Raw genomic sequence first — 17,459 nt, forward strand, 5'->3', positions numbered from 1 at the left:
CGGTCCTGAAAACCCTTACCCGGTGCCCGGCCGCCTCCAAAGGACATTCAAAGCACCCACCCCACGGGAAATGGAAGCAAAGTGCTAAACTCCCGAAATCCAACGAATAACCAAGAAGCCGCAATGAAACATCTGCTGAAGATCTGCCTGCTGATTCTCTGTTTCACCCAGCTCGCCCACGCCGACAGTCGCGAGCACGAGCAGCTCAAGCGTTCGATCATCAAGATCTACACCACCGCCGCCGCGCCCGACTATTTCAACCCCTGGGCCCTGCTGAACGCCCAGCAACTTTCCGGCTCCGGCGCCGTCATCAAAGGCAAGCAGATCCTCACCAATGCCCACGTCGTCGCCGACGGCAGCTACATCCAGGTCCAGCGCCACGGCGACGCGCAGAAATTCCGCGCGCGGGTCAAATTCGTCTCCCACGACGCCGACCTCGCACTGCTCACCGTCGATGACGAAACCTTCTTCGACGACACCCGCCCGCTGCCCTTTGGCAGCCTTCCCGAACTGCAGGAAGAGGTCACCGTCTACGGCTACCCCATCGGCGGCAAGTCACTGTCCATCACCCGCGGCGTGCTGTCCCGGGTAGAGCACCAGTACTACGCCCACGCCGAGAGCTACCTGATGGCCGGCCAGATCGATGCCGCCATCAATCCCGGCAACAGCGGCGGCCCGGTGATCTCCAACGGCAAGATCGTCGGTGTCGCCATGCAGACCAACAACAGCAACGGCGCCGAGAACCTCGGCTACTTCGTACCGCCGAGTGTGATCGAGCACGTACTGCAGGATTCGGAAGACGGTGTGCACCAGGGCTTCCCGGAACTGGGCGCGGTGACCCAGAGCCTGGAGAGTCCGTCGATGAAAGCCGCGGCGGGCCTCGAAGAGGACCAGGAAGGCGCACTGGTGGTGCGGGTGTTTGAAGATGCGCCGGCGGCGCAGGTGCTGCAGGCTGGAGATGTGCTGCTGCAGGTGGACGGTTTCGATATTGCCGCCGACCGCACCATCGAGTGGCGGGAAAACCAGCGCACCAACTATCACTACGCGGTGGATCATCACCACGTGGGCGACCAGCTGCCGGTGAGATTCTCCCGCAATGGTGAGATCCACAATGCTGAGATCACCCTCGCCGCCACCCCGCCCTCACGCTCGCTGGTGCAGGGGGAAAAATTCGACCAGCGCCCGCGCTATTTCATCTACGGCGGTGTGGTGTTTGTGCCGCTGAACATGAACCTGATCAAGCGCTGGGGCAACAACTGGCACTCCAAGGCGCCGATTGAATACCTCAACGCGCGCAACCAGTGGTCGAGCCCCGAGCAGCAGGAGCTGGTGGTGGCACTGAAGGTACTGCCGGCGCCGGTGAACCTCGGCTACCACGACTGGAAAAACTGGATCATCGAGTCGGTCAACGGCGAGAAGGTCCACGATTTCCTGCAGTTCGCGCAGCTAATGGAGTCCAGTGAAGGGGAATTCGTGGATCTGCGGGACAGCTCTGGCTACCGCATGGTGCTGGATACCGCCGCCGCTCGCGAGCAGCAGCCGCTGATCCTGCAGACCTACCAGATCCCCGAGCGTCACTCCCAGGGCCTGTTTGGCACCCTGGCGGAGCGCACCGCCGCGGAAGCACTCGGTCAGGTCCAGTAACGCCAGGTCCAGCAACCAAAGTAACCCAGGGAGGGAAACTGTGAAACAGACTCTGTCACTGCTGGCCGGTTTTGCGCTGGCCCTCAACGCCAGCGCGGAAGAGCTCTACCGCTGGGTGGACGCGGACGGCAAAGTCCATTTTGGCGACCGACCGCCGGTGACAGCCAAGGCGGAATCCCTGGATGGCCAGCTCAAGCCGATCAACGGTGCCGATCCCACCCGGCGCCAGGATTTCCCCGATACCACGCGTTCGCGGGAAATTGACCAGGAATACGCGGCGCGCAAGGAATCACAGCAGGCGCGGGTACAACAGCAGCGATTGAACGCCTGCAACCACGCCCGCCGGCAGCTGCAGATACTGCGTGGGCGGGTGTATTTCGTGGATGAAAACGGCAAAGAGACCACCATCAGCGAACGCGAGCGGCAGCAGGAGGCGGTCAAAATGGAAGCCCAGATCCGCCAGCACTGCGGCTGAGCGGGCTCCGCAGGCGGTTTCCCCGCGCAATCGTCACTAACATTAAACGTTGCCCATTGAAGGTCATCGTATTTGGGCGCGGCAGGCACTAAAATCGCGACCCCCAAATTTTCAGCGAGGCACGCAGCCATGTCCGACCAGTTGGAACGCTTTATTTTTTCCAAGCACGATGTGCGCGGCCAAGTGGTCACACTCACCAAGGCGTACCGGGAAGTGCTCGAGCAAAACCAGCTGCCGCTGCCGGTACAGCGACTGCTGGGCGAGTTCCTCGCCGCCTCCTGCCTGCTCTCCACTACCCTCAAGTTCGAGGGCATCCTGATGCTGCAGGCCCGCGGTGAAGGCGACGTACCGCTGCTGGTGGCGGAATGCACCAACCACAGCGACGTGCGCGGACTGGCGCGGGTCGCCGAAGGTGCCGAGATCAAAGAAGATGCCACCCTGCGCGAGCTGGTGGGCAACCGCGGCGCGCTGGTGATCACCGTGGACCCGCAGGAGGGCGAGCGCTACCAGGGCATCGTGCCGCTGGAGAAAGACACCCTGGCGGAGTGCCTGGAGGATTACTTTACCCAGTCCGAGCAGCTGAAGACCCGTTTCTGGATCGAATCCAACGCCGATACCGTGGGTGGCATCATGCTGCAGGTGCTGCCGGGCAACAATGCCGCCAGTGAAGAGGAAAATGCCGACGCCTGGGAGACCGGGGTGCACCTGGCCTCCACCGTTACCGCCGGGGAGCTGCACAACCTGCCCCACGACCAGCTACTGGTGCGCCTGTTCCACGAGCTGGAGCCGGCGACCCTCGGCACCGCCAACATCCGCTTCAAGTGCAGCTGCTCGCCCGAGCGCAGCGCCCGCGCGCTGATCGCCATGGGCCCGGAAGATGTGTACAAACTGCTGGAGGAACAGGGCGGGGAGATCACTGCGGACTGCCAGTTCTGCAACCGCACCTACCGCTTCGATCGCGAGAAGGTCGAGGACCTGTTCAACGCTCCACCGCACACCCTGCACTGACGCCCCCGATAACAAGCGCGCCCATGGCGCGCTTTTTTGTACCCGCCATTCAGCAGCCAGCGCATCAATCGGTCCCTTTCCAGGCACGTTGCTGACTGTAGTCGAAACTACAGAACCATCAATATTCCCCAAATTTATGAAGTAAAAAAACTACATCATAAAATTTGATGAAAAACCGCGAAAAATTTTCCTGACAACGCTGTCTTTGATCAAAAAATATGCGGTTTTTCTGTGATCATAATTTGAAGTTTGCCATAATGCGCCGGCACGCGATGCTTGGCCGCTGTACCAGCTCGCGAAAGCTTACCGTTTGTCGCGATACTTGGCGGCACCCCCTACTATTTATTTCAGTGATACAACTTTCATGGGTAATAAGCGAATGGCACAGCAAGTCGATACGGTGCAGGTATTTTCCAACCTTTCCGCCGCGCAACTGGTGGAGCAGGCACTGCAGCGCGGCGAGGGTCACCTCACGCACACCGGAGCTCTGTTAGCCGTTACCGGTGAACGCACCGGCCGTTCTCCGGCGGACCGTTTTGTGGTTGAGGAGCCCTCTACTGCCGACAGCATCGAGTGGGGCAGCGTGAACCGCGCTTTCCCGGCAGACAAATTCGATGCCCTGTGGAGCCGTGTGGAAGACTTCGTCGCCAGTCACGACAGCTTCGTGCAGCAGCTGCACGTGGGCCAGGACGAAGACCACTACATCCCCGTGAAAGTGACCACCCACACCGCGTGGCACAACCTGTTCGGCCGCAACATGTTTATCCGCGCCGAACAGTACAACCCGAAAGGCAAGGAAGAGTGGCGTATCCTGCACGCAGCCAACTTCGAGTGCGACCCGTCCCGCGACGGCACCAACTCCGAAGGCTGCGTGATCATCAACTTCGCCCAGCGCAAGGTACTGCTGGCGGGCATGCGCTACGCCGGTGAGATGAAGAAAGCGATGTTCTCCGTGCAGAACTTCCTGCTGCCGGAGAAAGACGTGATGCCGATGCACTGTGCCGCCAACGTGGGCGAGGACGGCGATGTGTGCCTGTTCTTCGGCCTGTCCGGCACCGGCAAGACCACCCTGTCTGCAGACCCGGAGCGCTACCTGATCGGTGACGACGAGCACGGCTGGGCCAAGGGCGGTGTGTTCAACATGGAAGGCGGCTGCTACGCCAAGACCATCAACCTGAGCCAGAAAAACGAGCCGGTGATCTGGGATGCCATCCGCTTCGGTGCCATCGTCGAGAATGTGGTGACCAACGAAGCGGGCGTACCGGACTACGACGACACCAGCCTGACCGAGAACGGCCGCTGCTCCTACCCGCTGGAGCACGTGGAAATGCGTCAGCTGGAAAACCGCGCCGGCGAACCCAAGAACGTTATCTTCCTGACCTGCGACGTGACCGGCGTACTGCCCCCGGTAGCCATTCTGTCCAAGGAAGCGGCCGCTTACCACTTCCTGTCCGGCTACACCGCGCGCGTGGGTTCCACCGAGCTGGGCGCAGAAGCGGGCATCAACCCGACCTTCTCCACCTGCTTCGGCGCTCCGTTCATGCCGCGCGCACCCCGTGAATACGCGGACCTGCTGATGAAGCGCATCGAGGGCTTCGACTCCAAGGTCTACCTGGTGAACACCGGCTGGACCGGCGGTTCCGGCGAGAAAGGCAAGCGCTTCCCGATTCCGGTCACCCGCGCGGTGGTTGCGGCGATCCAGAACGGCGCGCTCGACAACGTCGGCACCGAGCACCTGGACATCATGAACCTGGAAATCCCGCTGGAAGTACCGGGTGTGGACAAGTCCTACCTGAACCCGCGCAACGCCTGGGCCGATCCTGCGGCCTACGACGCAGCGGCGAAAAAGCTGGCGGCCCTGTTTGCCGAAAACATCGGCAAGTTCGCGGTCAGCGATGCGATCAACGCGGCCGGCCCCAAGGCCTGATAGCGTATCGATCCAGCGAAAAGGCGGTCATTGCGACCGCCTTTTTTGTATCTGCCAGCCCGCCACTGGAGAGCTATAGTTTGTGGAGGGGCGATTCCCGGCAATCGCTTTCCCGTCGCCCCCAAATCATTAGACCAACAACACAGACAGGCAGCGGGCATGCCGCCAGGCAATCCACTTTCCACCGTAAAACGCCGCTACCACCACCTGTCCCCCAACCAGCAGACCAACTGGTGGGTGGTACTGGGTGTGGCGGTGCTGTTGCTGGTGCTGCTGCTGGGCCTGTGGGTTTACCTTCAGTTCCAGGCACGGGAGAAACCCTACGTCGAACTCAAGGGCTACCGCGTCGCCACTGTCGCCAGCCTCAATGATTTCCTGCGCACCGGTGCCAACCGGCGCGAGTTCGGCCAGTTTGCGCTGTTTCTCGAGGAGGCGGGGGTGGCCGATACCATCGAGCCCGAAAACCTGCTGCGCCAGGGATCAGACTGGCTCGACATCAACGAGCCGCCGTTCGCTATTCCGCCGCGGCAGCAGTGGCCGAATATCGTCGCCACCCTGAAGCTGATTCGCGATGAGGTGGTCCCCAGCATCGGTCCAGTGGATATCGTCTCCGCGTTCCGCACCGAGACCTACAACCGCAAGGCGGGCGGCTCACAAAAGAGCAAGCACCGGTCGTTTTGCGGAGTGGACCTGGTGCCCCGGTCGAATATCGGCCGCACCGAACTGGTCGAAGAACTGCACAACCTGCACGCGCGCCTTGGCCCCGATAGCAATATGGGGCTCGGCATCTACAGCGGTGTGCGCTTTCACGTGGACACCTGCGGTTATCGCCGCTGGTAGTTGAGTCGTCGCCAGCATGGATATCAAAGAAAGCCCGGATCACGAGTTTGTCGACATTCACATCGAGCGCCGACGGGTTATCTGGATCAGCGCGCTGGTGCTCGCATGCTCGCTGGCACTTATCGTACTGACGGTGGAGAAAGTGCGCGAGCTGGCGGAGCGGGTGGTGCGCCCGGTGGAATATATCCCGGTTCCCGAGCCCGAAAGAATTCCGATCACCCCGGAAACGCCGATGGTGTTCAAGATAAAAGGCTATCCCGCGGCCTCGGTAGGCGCGTTTGAAAAATTCCTCGACGAGGGCAACAACCGGGAGCAGTTCGTAAAACTGAAATTTTTCCTCGACACCAAAGGGGTAGGTGATGTGCTGCCCGCATTCGTGCTGCTGCGCCAGGGCAGCGACTGGCAGAAAGTGGGCGAGCCCCCGTTCGCGATTCCACCGGAGCGCAACTGGAAAACCATGGTGAACACCCTGCAGGTGATCAAAAATTTCGTGGTGCCGGAAATCGGCCCGGTGGTGGTGCTCTCCGGCTGGCGTACCTCCAAGTACAACGCCAAGGCAGGCGGCGCGCGCTCCAGTAAACACCTGCACTTCTGCGGCCTGGACATGATTCCCGAGGCGGATTACACCCGCAGTGAACTGCTGCCAAAACTGCGCAAGATCCACCAGCGCCACGGGCGCAAATGGAGAATGGGGCTCGGCATCTACAGCGGCATCCGCTTTCATGTGGATACCTGTGGATACCGTCGCTGGTAAGCACCGCACTATCTGGTTACATTAGCGGCTGGCCGCCTGCCGCAGCGCGGGCGGCATTTGAAAAGAGCACGTAGATAACAAAAATCAGGGAGCACACCGTGCAGGAAAAACTGGAAAGACGTTCATTCATTTTTACCCTGCTGCTGGTGACCATTGCCTTCGTACTGCTGCTGCAGCCGTTTTTTACCGCGATTTTCTGGGCCTGTGCGGTCGCTTTGATTTTCCACCCGCTGTACCGCCACCTGCTACATCGTTTCCCCAAGTGGCCAAATCTCACCGCACTGCTGACCCTGCTACTGTGCCTGATCGTAGTGGTGATCCCGGTGCTACTGGTGGCCAGCTCGTTTGTCAGTGAAGTGGTAAACCTGTACCAGAAGGTACAGTCCGGCGAGATCAATCTCGGCGCCAAGGTGGAACAGGTGCGCGCGGCGTTTCCCGGCATCAATGCCGCGCTCGAACGTTTCGGGCTGGACTTCGAGGGCGTGAAGCAGCGCCTGCTCGGCGGGCTGATGACCGCCGGCAGCCTGATTGCAAAAAATGCGCTGGCCCTCGGCCAGAACACCCTCAACTTTTTTGTCAGCCTCGGGTTGATGCTGTACCTGACATTCTTCCTGATTCGCGACGGCAACGCGCTGGTGGCACTGCTGATCCGCGCGCTGCCACTGGGGGACGAGCGGGAAAAACTGCTGCTGGCAAAATTTGCCGAGGTCACCCGCGCCACCATCAAGGGCAACCTGGTGGTGGCCGTGACTCAGGGTGCACTGGGAGGAATGATCTTCTGGGCGCTGGGGCTGCCGGCGCCGCTGCTGTGGGGTGTGGTGATGACGGTACTGTCGCTGCTGCCGGCGGTGGGCGCCGCCATTATCTGGTTCCCCGCCGCGCTCTACCTGTATTCCACCGGCGAAGCGGTCAAGGCCACCGTGCTGATGATTTTTGGGGTGCTGGTGATCAGCCTGGTGGACAACATCCTGCGCCCGATTCTGGTGGGCCGCGATACCAAGCTGCCGGACTATATCGTGCTGTTCTCCACCGTCGGCGGACTCATCATGTTCGGTATCAGCGGCTTCGCCATAGGCCCACTGCTGGCGGCGCTGTTTATGGCGTTCTGGGAAATATTCATGCGCGAATTCATCAGCCGCGACGAGCCGCTGCTGCCACCCCGTGATCAGTCCCCACTGGATGATTTACCGACCTCAGGCGACTCGACCCGAACTAGCGGGGATTGATCCGTCCCCGGGAACGACTCGTATCAAGGGTAATTCAACGCACACAGGTGTTCCCATGAGACGAGTCGCCCTCTCCCTGTTATTCGCAATGGCACTGCCACTACTGCAGGCATGCAGTGGACCGGCGGTTGAAGACTATGCAGAAAGCACACCGCGGTTCATTCCCGAACAATTTTTCAATGGCCCATTGCGCGCACACGGTATCGTAAAAAACCGCGCGGGCAAGGTAACCCGGCGGTTTACCGCAACGCTGAATGGCACCTGGAATAATGGGCGCGGGTTGCTGGCGGAAAAATTCGAGTTTGATGACGGCGAAATTCAATACCGCAACTGGCAGCTGGAATTGCGAGAAGCAAGCGACAACGAGCGCCACTATATCGGGCGTGCGGAAGATGTGGTGGGTGAAGCGCACCTGGCGGTGAGCGGCAACAGTGCCTTCATCGGCTATGTTCTACAGGTTCCCTACGACGGACGCACGATCAATATCAGCGTGGACGATCGTATGTATTTGATCGACGACCGTACCCTGATCGGGGAATCGGACCTGAGTAAATGGGGCTTTGACGTCGGCGCCATCACGCTGACCATCGTGAAGCTCTAAGCACTTCCCGACAGCGGCAGGCTCATTTTTTGCCGTCGTCACTCTCTTTCATCTGGCCGGCCAGGTTCTTCATCGGCGCCTGGTCCACTACCAGCATGCCCTCGCCGGAGCGGTCGAGATCGGCTATCAGCAGGATCACCAGCGCAAATGCCATGGCCATCGCCAGCGCCACCAGTTTCGAACCGCTGCCACTGACCCCCAGCTGAAAACCGATACCGAATACCGCCAGCGCAGTAATCGCGTAAAGCGCCCCCCAGATTGGTGCCGGCACCTGGTATTCCACCCCCACCTGGAGCCTGGAAGTGTGCAGATCAATGACCTGGTTCAGGGGTTCGTAGAAGGCGCTCAGGCGAACGCTTTCGGTACCGGCAGCAATTTCCTCCTGCACCAGTTGCCACAGTTCCTGCTGGATTTGCTCACTGCGGCGGATGGCACGCAGAAAATCCTCCACAGTCATGGTGTGCGGGTCGAAGCCGCGCAAGGTTGTGTACTCCAGCAGCAATTGCCGCGCGCGCGTGCGATTGTCCGCGCGCAGAAAATCCGTGCGCAGGTAGGTTGTGCCGATGGCATTGACCTCTTCCAGCAGCAGCGCCTTGCGTTGGCCGAAACGGTCGGCGGTCATATTGAAGGTGAGCGCCAGCATGAATGCCAGCAGACCGAGAGTGGCGGCCACCGCACTGCCCATGGAGGGATCATCCCGGCGGCCTTTGCGGCTTCTCCCGAGCCGGCGCCCCACCAGGTAACCGCAGGCGAGAGCGGCAAGCACCAGTAAGATGGAAGTGAAATACACGCCGGTCAGCGATAAATCAGAAAACGACCTGGTTATGGCCATGCATATTCCAGAAAAACCCCGTGGCTATGGGCAAGTCTGGACCAGCGGAGAGCGGTCTGCCGGCGATTTTGTTACGCCGGCAGTGCGAGAAATCAGGCTTTTTTGACGAATTCCGATTTCAGTTTCATCGGGCCGATACCATCCACCTTGCAGTCGATATCGTGGTCCCCCTCGACCAGGCGAATATTCTTCACTTTGGTACCCACTTTCACCACCAGTGACGAACCCTTGACCTTGAGATCCTTGATCACGGTCACCGAGTCACCGTCTGCCAGCAGATTGCCGTTGGCATCTTTAATTACCAGACCGTCATCGGCACCCGATGCACCCTGCTCCGCCGACCATTCATGGCCACATTCCGGGCACACAAACAGATTGCGGTCTTCGTAGGTGTAGGTCGACTGGCATTTGGGACAGTGGGGGAGGTCGCTCATGGAAGGCTCCGGGATCAATACTTATGGGTAGCTATCTGGCATTAAAGCAGAGAAGAATGCGGCGCGGCCCCTGGCCGACGGCACGCAAATGAAAACGGGCACCCGAGGGTGCCCGTGACAATGATATCGCCGGAGCTACGTGCTGTCAGTCCTCGCCGCCACCCATGCCCAGTTCTTTGAGCTTGCGGGTGAGGGTATTGCGCCCCCAGCCCAGCAGCTCGGCGGCATCGCGTTTGCGGCCGGCGGTGTGCTTGAGGGCAATTTCGATCAGCGCGCGCTCGAATGCCGGCACGGCCTGCCCGAGGATTTCCCGCTGGCCGGTGGCGAGAGCCTGATCCGCCCACAGGCGCAGGGCTTTCTGCCAGTCCTGGGGCACTTCGCTGCTGGCGCTCTGCTGGTGCAGCTCTGGAGGCAGGTCGTCGACATGCACCTCACGACCGGAGGCCATCACGGTGATCCAGCGGCAGGTGTTTTCCAGCTGGCGCACGTTACCGGGCCAGTCGAGGCTGGCGAGGTATTCCTCGGTGTCCTTGAGCAGGATTTTCGGTTCTACCCCGAGATCCTTGGCGGCGATATTGAAGAAGTGTCGCACCAGGCGGGGGATGTCTTCGCGGCGATCGGCGAGACGCGGGATATGAATGCGGATAACGTTGAGGCGGTGGAAAAGGTCTTCGCGGAATTTGTGCTGCTCTACGAGACGCTCGAGATTCTGGTGAGTGGCGGCGATGATACGCACATCCACTTTTACCGGGGTGTGGCCGCCCACCCGGTAGAACTCCCCGTCTGCAAGCACCCGGAGCAGACGGGTTTGAGTCTCCGCGGGCATATCCCCGATCTCATCCAGGAACAAGGTACCGCCGTTGGCCTGCTCGAAGCGACCGGCGCGCTGGGCGCTAGCACCGGTGAAGGCACCCTTCTCGTGGCCGAACAGCTCGGACTCCATCAAGTCCCGGGGAATCGCCGCCATGTTGAGGGCGATAAACGGCTGGCTCTTGCGCGGGCTGTGGTTGTGCAGCGCCGCCGCCACCAGCTCCTTACCGGTACCGGACTCGCCGTTGATCAGCACGGTGATATTGGAGTGGGACAGGCGGCCGATTGCGCGGAACACCTCCTGCATCGCCGGCGCCTCGCCGATGATTTCCTTGTTGCCGGTGCCATTTTCAATCACCACCGGCTCTTCCGGCTGTTGCTCATTGGCGTGTGCCAACGCGCGACGGGTGACCGCCACCGCCTCGTCCACGTCGAAGGGCTTGGGCAGATATTCAAAGGCGCCGCCCTGGTAGGCCGCCACCGCGCTGTCGAGGTCCGAGTGCGCGGTCATGATGATGATCGGCAGCGACGGGCGTTCAGCCTGGAAACGCTGCAGCAGTTTGAAACCATCGGAACCGGGCATGCGAATATCGCTGATCACCACGTCCGGTGATTCGCTGTAAAAATCGTCCAGCGCGCGATCGCCATTTTCATAGCAGGTTGTGTCGATTCCCGCCCGGGAAAGGGCGCGCTCCAGCACCCAGCGGATGGAGCGGTCGTCATCAATGATCCATACGCGATTGTTCATAATAATTTTCCGGCTCTGTGATTACTTTCTAATAATTTTGTTACTACTGGTTCTCGTTGCCGCTGGTCCCTAATCGTTTGCCAGCGGCAGATAAATCTGGAATTCGGTCAGTCCCGGGCGGCTCTCGCATTTAATCAGCCCCCGGTGCTGGTTGATGATGTGCTGGGAAATGGATAGCCCCAGCCCCGAGCCCTCGGCGCGCCCGGAAATCATCGGGTAAAAAATTCGCTCGCGGATGTCTTCCGGAATTCCGGGGCCGTTGTCGACAACATCGATACGGCACACCAGCGCGCAGTGGCGGCGGCCGATGGTGAACTGTCGCTGCACCCGGGTGCGGATGGTGAGCTCCCCCTCCGCCAGCCCGATATTCTCGGCAATGGCCTGCATGGCGTTACGCGCAATATTCAGCACCGCCTGGATCAGCTGTTCGCTGTCCGCCGGGATATCCGGAATCGAGGGGTCGTAGTCGCGCTTGATTTCCAGCGCGCCATCGCACTCCGCCTCGATCAGCTGGGCCACACGCTCGGTAATCGAATGTACATTCACCGACTGCAGCCTCACCGGCTTGCGCGGGCCGAGCATGCGGTCCACCAAATTGCGCAGGCGATCCGCCTCTTCGATGATGATCTGGGTGTACTCACCGAGACCATCGTCCCCCAGATCCTTCAGCTCCCGTTGCAGCAACTGTGCCGCTCCGCGAATTCCACCGAGGGGATTTTTCACCTCGTGGGCCATGCCCCGCACCAGGTTGCGGGTGGTCTCCTGGGCGGAGAGCAGCGCGTCCTCGCGGGCAATGCGCAGCAGGCGGTCCATGGACTGGACCTCCAGCAGCAGCAGGCCGAGATCCGTCAGTGGCGTCACCGAGTAGTCCACGGTGCACTCTTCCAGGTTGTGCAGAAACCACAGGGCGCGGCGCACGGTGTACTTCTCGCCGGTGGCCAGCGCCGCGCGCAACGCCTGCTCCGGCGAGCGGGATTCCCTCACCACCTCTTCCAGCGGCAGCCCGATGGCACGGGCGCTGGAGGCTGCCACCAAGTCTTCTGCCGCCGAGTTGAGGTAGCAGAGGGCCAGGTTTTCATCGAGCACCAACACAGCCGACGTGAGGTTGTCCAGCAGCAAGCGTAACTGGCGGTCGTTGAGCATTCAGGCTTCCGAGGTTGAGAATTTCGGGTTAAGGGTCCCGATTTGGTTCATATTTCCCGTTCGCCTAATGGCAGTGCAAAAAGCAAACCAAAATGGCGCAAAAACCGGATTCACAAGAAACTTTGCGGGGCACCGGGAAAAGATACCGCCACAGAGTGCACCATTATTGTGCGCAGAGCAAAAAATAGCCAGATAAGCCGCTCACAATTGGGCACAGGGACAGAGGAGGCGCCAGGAACAGCGAAACAGGGGAAACAAAGGAGAGCAGGGATGCCAGGCGCCTGCAGATGGCGCCCGACAGAACAGAAATACCGATTCAGCGCGGCCGGGGTTTCGGCGGATTCGCAATACCCGGTGCCACCGGCGCTTTCGGCATCTGTGGCGCCTGCTCGGCGGGGAAGTCCGGCACCTGGCCACCCGGGCGCTTTACATGCACCTGGATCACCTGGGACTGCGCCAGTGGCCGGCCGCTGGCGTCCAGCAGTACCGCCTGAATGCTGTGGGTGCCGCGCTCCAGCGCGGAGATATCCAGGCTGGTGCCGGATGAGGTGCCGGACCAGCGCTGGCCATCGATGACCGCGTAAAAGGCGTAACCGTCGCGGGGCACCGGCTCCAGTGCCACCTGCAGCACGATAAAGCGCTGTCCCGGGGGGATGGTGGCATCGTTGGACGGGCTGACGATGGCGAAATTCACCGGCCCCAGGTCGTACTCCCGGCTATCGCGATTGTCGTCGCCACTCTTGGGCGTGAGCTTGCGCAGTGGCAGGGGTGCGGGCGGTGCGATGGGCTGCACGTTGGTGGGGCCAATCTTGATCTTTTCCGCCCTGGAGCCCGCGGGTGCGGTATCACTGAAGGTGACCCGCCCGTCAGGGCCGACGATCTTGTAGACACTGGTGCCGCCGGAGGATTTATCCTCGTCCGCACCCGATTGCGCACCGGAATCCTGCAGCGCCATCGCCGGCACTGCCAGCACGAGCGCCAGCAGGAGGAACCATTTGTTCATGGACCATTTGTTCATGGGCAATCCTGCCTCACTTTTTGTGTTCTGTTGCAGTGTTAAGGCTAGCCATCTGCCTCGCAAAAAAAAAGCCCACACCGAAGTGCGGGCTTTCTCGTCATCTTTGCGCCGCCCTCATATCAAAAGCCGGGGCGGTGCCGCGATGATACCTGCCAATTAGCAGGAGTAGTACATTTCGAACTCGACCGGGTGAGTGGTCATGTTCACACGCTGTACTTCTTCACGCTTCAGGGCGATGAAGGCGTCGATGGCGTCGTCAGTGAATACGCCACCTTCGGTCAGGAAGGCGCGGTCCTGATCCAGTGCGTCCAGAGCCTGTTCCAGGCTGGAAGCAACGGTCGGGTACTCGGCCAGCTCTTCCGGCTCCAGGTCGTACAGGTCTTTGTCTGCCGGGTCGCCGGGGTGGATCTTGTTCTTCACGCCGTCGAGGCCAGCCATCAGCAGTGCAGCGAAGGCCAGGTACGGGTTGGCGATCGGGTCCGGGAAGCGGGTTTCGATACGCTTGCCTTTCGGGCTCGGCACGAACGGAATGCGGATGGACGCAGAGCGGTTACGCGCGGAGTAGGCCAGGATTACCGGTGCTTCGAAGCCAGGTACCAGACGCTTGTAGGAGTTGGTGCCCGGGTTACAGATAGCGTTCAGTGCGCGCGCGTGCTTGATGATACCGCCGATGTAGAACAGGGCAGTTTCAGACAGGCCAGCGTAGGCGTCACCGGCGAACTGGTTCACGCCGTCCTTGCTGAAGGACTGGTGTACGTGCATACCGGAACCGTTGTCACCTACCAGCGGCTTGGGCATGAAGGTGGCGGTTTTGCCGTAAGCGTGGGCAACGTTGTGCACCGCATACTTCAGGATCTGAACTTCGTCAGCCTTCTTGGTCAGGGTGTTGGCGCCAACGCCGATTTCACACTGGCCAGCGGTACCCACTTCGTGGTGGTGTACTTCGATTTCCAGACCCATCTGCTCCATCGCGGCACACATGGCAGCGCGGATGTCGTGCAGGGAGTCGACGGGCGGAACCGGGAAGTAGCCGCCTTTCACACCCGGACGGTGACCCATGTTGCCTTCGGCATAGCTGGCGCCAGAAGACCAGGCCGCTTCCTGGGAGTTGATCTTGTAGAAGGCGCCGCCCATTTCGGCACCCCAGGTGATGTCGTCAAATACGAAGAACTCGGGCTCCGGACCCATCAGTACCTTGTCACCCAGACCGGTGGACTTCAGGTATTCCTCGGCGCGCATGGCAATGGAACGCGGGTCGCGCTCGTAACCCTGACCGGTGATCGGGTCAACGATGTTACAGCGAATAATTACAGTGGGCTCGTCGGTGAACGGGTCCAGGAACGCGGTATCGTCAACCGGCATCAGCACCATGTCGGATTCGTTAATGCCTTTCCAGCCAGCAATGGAGGAACCATCGAACATCTTGCCTACTTCGAAGAACTCGCCGTTCACTTCCTTAGAAGGAATGGAAACGTGCTGTTCCTTACCTTTGGTATCGGTGAAGCGCAGGTCTACCCATCTGGCTTCGCTCTCTTTGATCAGTCCGAGCGTCTTTGACATTGCAGTCCTCCAAGAATGAAAAAGTTATGTGTCGCGCCAATTCGCTTTATCTTGTGGCAACTGTAAAAGCAAGGAGTGTGCCAAATTGGGGCAAACTGGCTGTAGTCGATATTTGGCGTGCTGAATACGGCGGCAGCGGCCCATTTTGGGACAAAACTGGCCGGGCAATTCCCAGGACAACCCCAAGATAGTCCCAATATTGGTGCTTTCAAACTGCAAGATGCACCAATAAGGGGCCGGAAAGTCACGCAAAGCACCAATTTGGTGCCGCAAGCAAATTCCCGGTAGCGAGTTTATAATTCGCCACCTTTGCCGGGAAGCAGTGTACGCGTTTCCCGGCTCACATTTCTGTCAATCGCGGTTCTGGCACTTTCCTATGCACTTCGTCGTCAAGTTTTTCCCAGAGATCACCATCAAGAGCAACCCGGTGCGCAAGCGCATGTCGCGACAGCTCGCCGACAACCTGCGCAAGCTGTTGCGCGCGCTGGATGACCGTATCCAGGTGCGCAAGGACTGGGAAAAAATTGATGTGATCGCGCCAGACGCCGTAGCCCACCTGTCCGACCGTATTGAAGAGGTGCTGTCGCACACGCCCGGCATCGCCAACTTCGCACGGGTACAGCAGTTCCCGCTGGGCGACATGGACGATATGTACCAGAAAACCCTGTCGGTATGGGGCGACAAGCTCAAGGGCAAAACCTTCTGCGTGCGGGTCAAGCGTACCGGCAAGCACGACTTCCAGTCCCTCGAGGTGGAGCAGTACGTGGGCGGCGGCCTGAACCAGAACACCGAGGCCGCCGGGGTGAAACTGAAAAACCCCGATATCACCGTGAAACTGGAAATCCGCCACGACAAGCTGAACGTGATCGAGCAGCTGCACCAGGGCCTCGGCGGCTTCCCGCTCGGCACCCAGGACCCGGTGATCTCGCTGGTCTCCGGCGGCTTCGATTCCACCGTGGCGAGTTATCTGACCATCAAGCGCGGCATCCGCACCCACTACCTGTTCTTCAACCTGGGCGGGCGCCAGCACGAGCTGGGGGTAAAGGAAGTGGCCTTCTACCTGTGGGAAAAATACGGCGCCTCCCACCGGGTGAAATTCATCACCGTGCCGTTTGACGAAGTCGTCGCAGAGATCCTCGAGCGCATCGACGACTCCTACATGGGCGTAACCCTGAAGCGCATGATGCTGCGCGCGGGCTCGGTGATCGCCAAGGAGCTGGATGTGGATGCCCTGGTGACCGGCGAGGCCATCGCCCAGGTTTCCAGTCAGACCCTGAAAAACCTGTCGGTGATCGACAGCGTCACCGACACCCTGGTGCTGCGCCCGCTGATCACATCCGACAAGACCGACATCATCCGCACCGCGCGGGAGATCGGCACCGAGGAATTCGCCGCGAACATGCCCGAGTACTGCGGTGTGATTTCGGTGAAACCCACCACCCGCGCGAAGATGGAAAAAGTGCAACACGAGGAGACCCGCTTCGACTTCACCGTGCTCGACCGCGCCATCGGTAACCGCGTGATGCAGAACATCGACGAGGTGATGGAAGACCTGGGTGAAGACGCGCCGGCGGTAGAGGAATTCGCCGAGCCCGGCAATGCCATCGTCATCGACATCCGCCACCCCACCGAAGAGGAAGTGAACCCGCTGGAACTCGACAACACCAGTGTGGAGACGATCCCGTTTTACCGCCTGAGCACCGCGTTCAAATCCCTGGATAAGGACAAGCAGTACCTGCTTTACTGCGCCCGCGGCGTCATGAGCAAGCTGCACGCCTCGCACCTGCTGGATGAGGGCTACAAAAACGTGGGGGTCTATCGCCCGGAGAAGCCGCAGCACTGAATTGCTGTACCCCCAAAGCGCGAGAACAGGCCCGGCTTTCATGCCGGGCTTTTTTTTGCGTCTCCGCCCGAAGCGGCTGCAACCCCGAACCTGTGACTAGACTTGAAGGTATACCTCGATTCGAACCGTTTGGGAGCGCATATGCCGCCAGGTCTGCGCCTGTCTACCTGCTTGGCTCTACTCTGTGCCCAGCTACTCGCTGGCGGCTGCGAGCGCGAGGCGGGCAAACCATCTTCACCGAATCAACCTGCAGAGCAGCTTTCACAGCGGGATGACACCGGAGCCTCGCAACAAGCTCCAAGGGACGACGCCGCGGTCGACAACGCCAGCGCGAGCGACGAGAGCGACGACCAACAACCTCAGCAAAAATACACCGGTCATCCGGCGGCGAGCGACGAGCTTCGCCCCGAAGCCGAGTGGGCTCCGGACACCACCGGCGAGTATCCAATCGGCGCCTATAACAACTACATCGAGAAGGGTGACCTGGACGCGATCAGAAGGCGCGGCAAACTGCGCATTCTGGTCGATATCGCCAATACAGACTCACTGCACCGCGCCGCCACGCAGCAGGACATTGAAATCGAGCTGGCAAAGCA

At 60.3% G+C, this 17,459-nt stretch carries 15 protein-coding genes and 1 pseudogene; 10 read left to right on the plus strand and 6 right to left on the minus strand.

What is annotated here, in order from left to right; all coding sequences use genetic code 11:
* The first annotated feature begins 123 nt into the window (after positions 1-123).
* From VIL80_RS00040 to VIL80_RS00075, 8 genes are all read left to right on the plus strand, one after another.
* Positions 124-1,644 carry a S1C family serine protease gene (locus VIL80_RS00040; RefSeq protein WP_332034121.1) on the plus strand — a complete coding sequence of 507 codons (1,521 nt, stop codon included), beginning with the start codon at positions 124-126 and terminating at the stop codon, positions 1,642-1,644.
* 40 nt (positions 1,645-1,684) lie between these two features.
* Positions 1,685-2,119: a DUF4124 domain-containing protein gene (locus VIL80_RS00045; RefSeq protein WP_332034122.1), complete on the plus strand. Its 435-nt coding sequence runs from the start codon at positions 1,685-1,687 to the stop codon at positions 2,117-2,119.
* 129 nt (positions 2,120-2,248) lie between these two features.
* Positions 2,249-3,127: an Hsp33 family molecular chaperone HslO gene (gene hslO, locus VIL80_RS00050; protein ID WP_332034123.1), complete on the plus strand. Its 879-nt coding sequence runs from the start codon at positions 2,249-2,251 to the stop codon at positions 3,125-3,127.
* 379 nt (positions 3,128-3,506) lie between these two features.
* Complete coding sequence (locus VIL80_RS00055) at positions 3,507-5,054, plus strand: phosphoenolpyruvate carboxykinase (RefSeq protein WP_332034124.1); 1,548 nt, start codon at positions 3,507-3,509, stop codon at positions 5,052-5,054.
* Positions 5,055-5,213: 159 nt separating this feature from the next.
* Entirely contained in the window at positions 5,214-5,894 is a 681-nt protein-coding gene (locus tag VIL80_RS00060; RefSeq protein WP_332034125.1) for a D-Ala-D-Ala carboxypeptidase family metallohydrolase, read from the plus strand.
* A 16-nt stretch (positions 5,895-5,910) separates the two neighbouring features.
* Complete coding sequence (locus VIL80_RS00065) at positions 5,911-6,648, plus strand: D-Ala-D-Ala carboxypeptidase family metallohydrolase (protein WP_332034126.1); 738 nt, start codon at positions 5,911-5,913, stop codon at positions 6,646-6,648.
* 98 nt (positions 6,649-6,746) lie between these two features.
* On the plus strand, positions 6,747-7,874 hold the full coding sequence (locus tag VIL80_RS00070) for an AI-2E family transporter (RefSeq protein WP_332034127.1): 1,128 nt from the start codon (positions 6,747-6,749) through the stop codon (positions 7,872-7,874).
* Between the two features lie 55 nt (positions 7,875-7,929).
* Positions 7,930-8,475 (plus strand): DUF3833 domain-containing protein, encoded by a 546-nt coding sequence (locus tag VIL80_RS00075; protein WP_332034128.1) that lies wholly within the window; start codon positions 7,930-7,932, stop codon positions 8,473-8,475.
* 22 nt (positions 8,476-8,497) lie between these two features.
* Here the strand turns inward: VIL80_RS00075 and VIL80_RS00080 are convergent, their stop codons facing one another.
* From VIL80_RS00080 to glnA, 6 genes are all read right to left on the minus strand, one after another.
* Positions 8,498-9,307 (minus strand): bestrophin-like domain, encoded by an 810-nt coding sequence (locus VIL80_RS00080; RefSeq protein ID WP_332034129.1) that lies wholly within the window; start codon positions 9,305-9,307, stop codon positions 8,498-8,500.
* A gap of 92 nt (positions 9,308-9,399) precedes the next feature.
* Entirely contained in the window at positions 9,400-9,741 is a 342-nt protein-coding gene (locus tag VIL80_RS00085; RefSeq protein WP_332034130.1) for a zinc ribbon domain-containing protein YjdM, read from the minus strand.
* 145 nt (positions 9,742-9,886) lie between these two features.
* Entirely contained in the window at positions 9,887-11,299 is a 1,413-nt protein-coding gene (gene glnG, locus VIL80_RS00090) for a nitrogen regulation protein NR(I) (RefSeq protein ID WP_332034131.1), read from the minus strand.
* Positions 11,300-11,368: 69 nt separating this feature from the next.
* Positions 11,369-12,442 (minus strand): nitrogen regulation protein NR(II), encoded by a 1,074-nt coding sequence (gene glnL / locus VIL80_RS00095; RefSeq protein WP_332034132.1) that lies wholly within the window; start codon positions 12,440-12,442, stop codon positions 11,369-11,371.
* A 316-nt stretch (positions 12,443-12,758) separates the two neighbouring features.
* Positions 12,759-13,460, minus strand: a complete 702-nt coding sequence (locus tag VIL80_RS00100) for a DUF4124 domain-containing protein (RefSeq protein WP_332034133.1) — start codon at positions 13,458-13,460, stop codon at positions 12,759-12,761.
* Positions 13,461-13,616: 156 nt separating this feature from the next.
* Positions 13,617-15,020 carry a glutamate--ammonia ligase gene (gene glnA / locus VIL80_RS00105; protein ID WP_332034134.1) on the minus strand — a complete coding sequence of 468 codons (1,404 nt, stop codon included), beginning with the start codon at positions 15,018-15,020 and terminating at the stop codon, positions 13,617-13,619.
* 376 nt (positions 15,021-15,396) lie between these two features.
* Here glnA and thiI point away from each other — a divergent pair, with 376 nt between their 5' ends.
* Together thiI and VIL80_RS00115 are read left to right on the plus strand one after the other, a co-directional pair.
* A complete protein-coding gene (gene thiI, locus VIL80_RS00110; protein ID WP_332034135.1) occupies positions 15,397-16,863 on the plus strand; it encodes a tRNA uracil 4-sulfurtransferase ThiI in 1,467 nt (488 codons plus the stop codon).
* Positions 16,864-17,004: 141 nt separating this feature from the next.
* Positions 17,005-17,459 (plus strand): annotated as a pseudogene (locus tag VIL80_RS00115) (transporter substrate-binding domain-containing protein); the annotation flags it as partial.

The organism is Microbulbifer sp. (assembly GCF_036563125.1).
Classification (GTDB): Bacteria; Pseudomonadota; Gammaproteobacteria; order Pseudomonadales; family Cellvibrionaceae; genus Microbulbifer.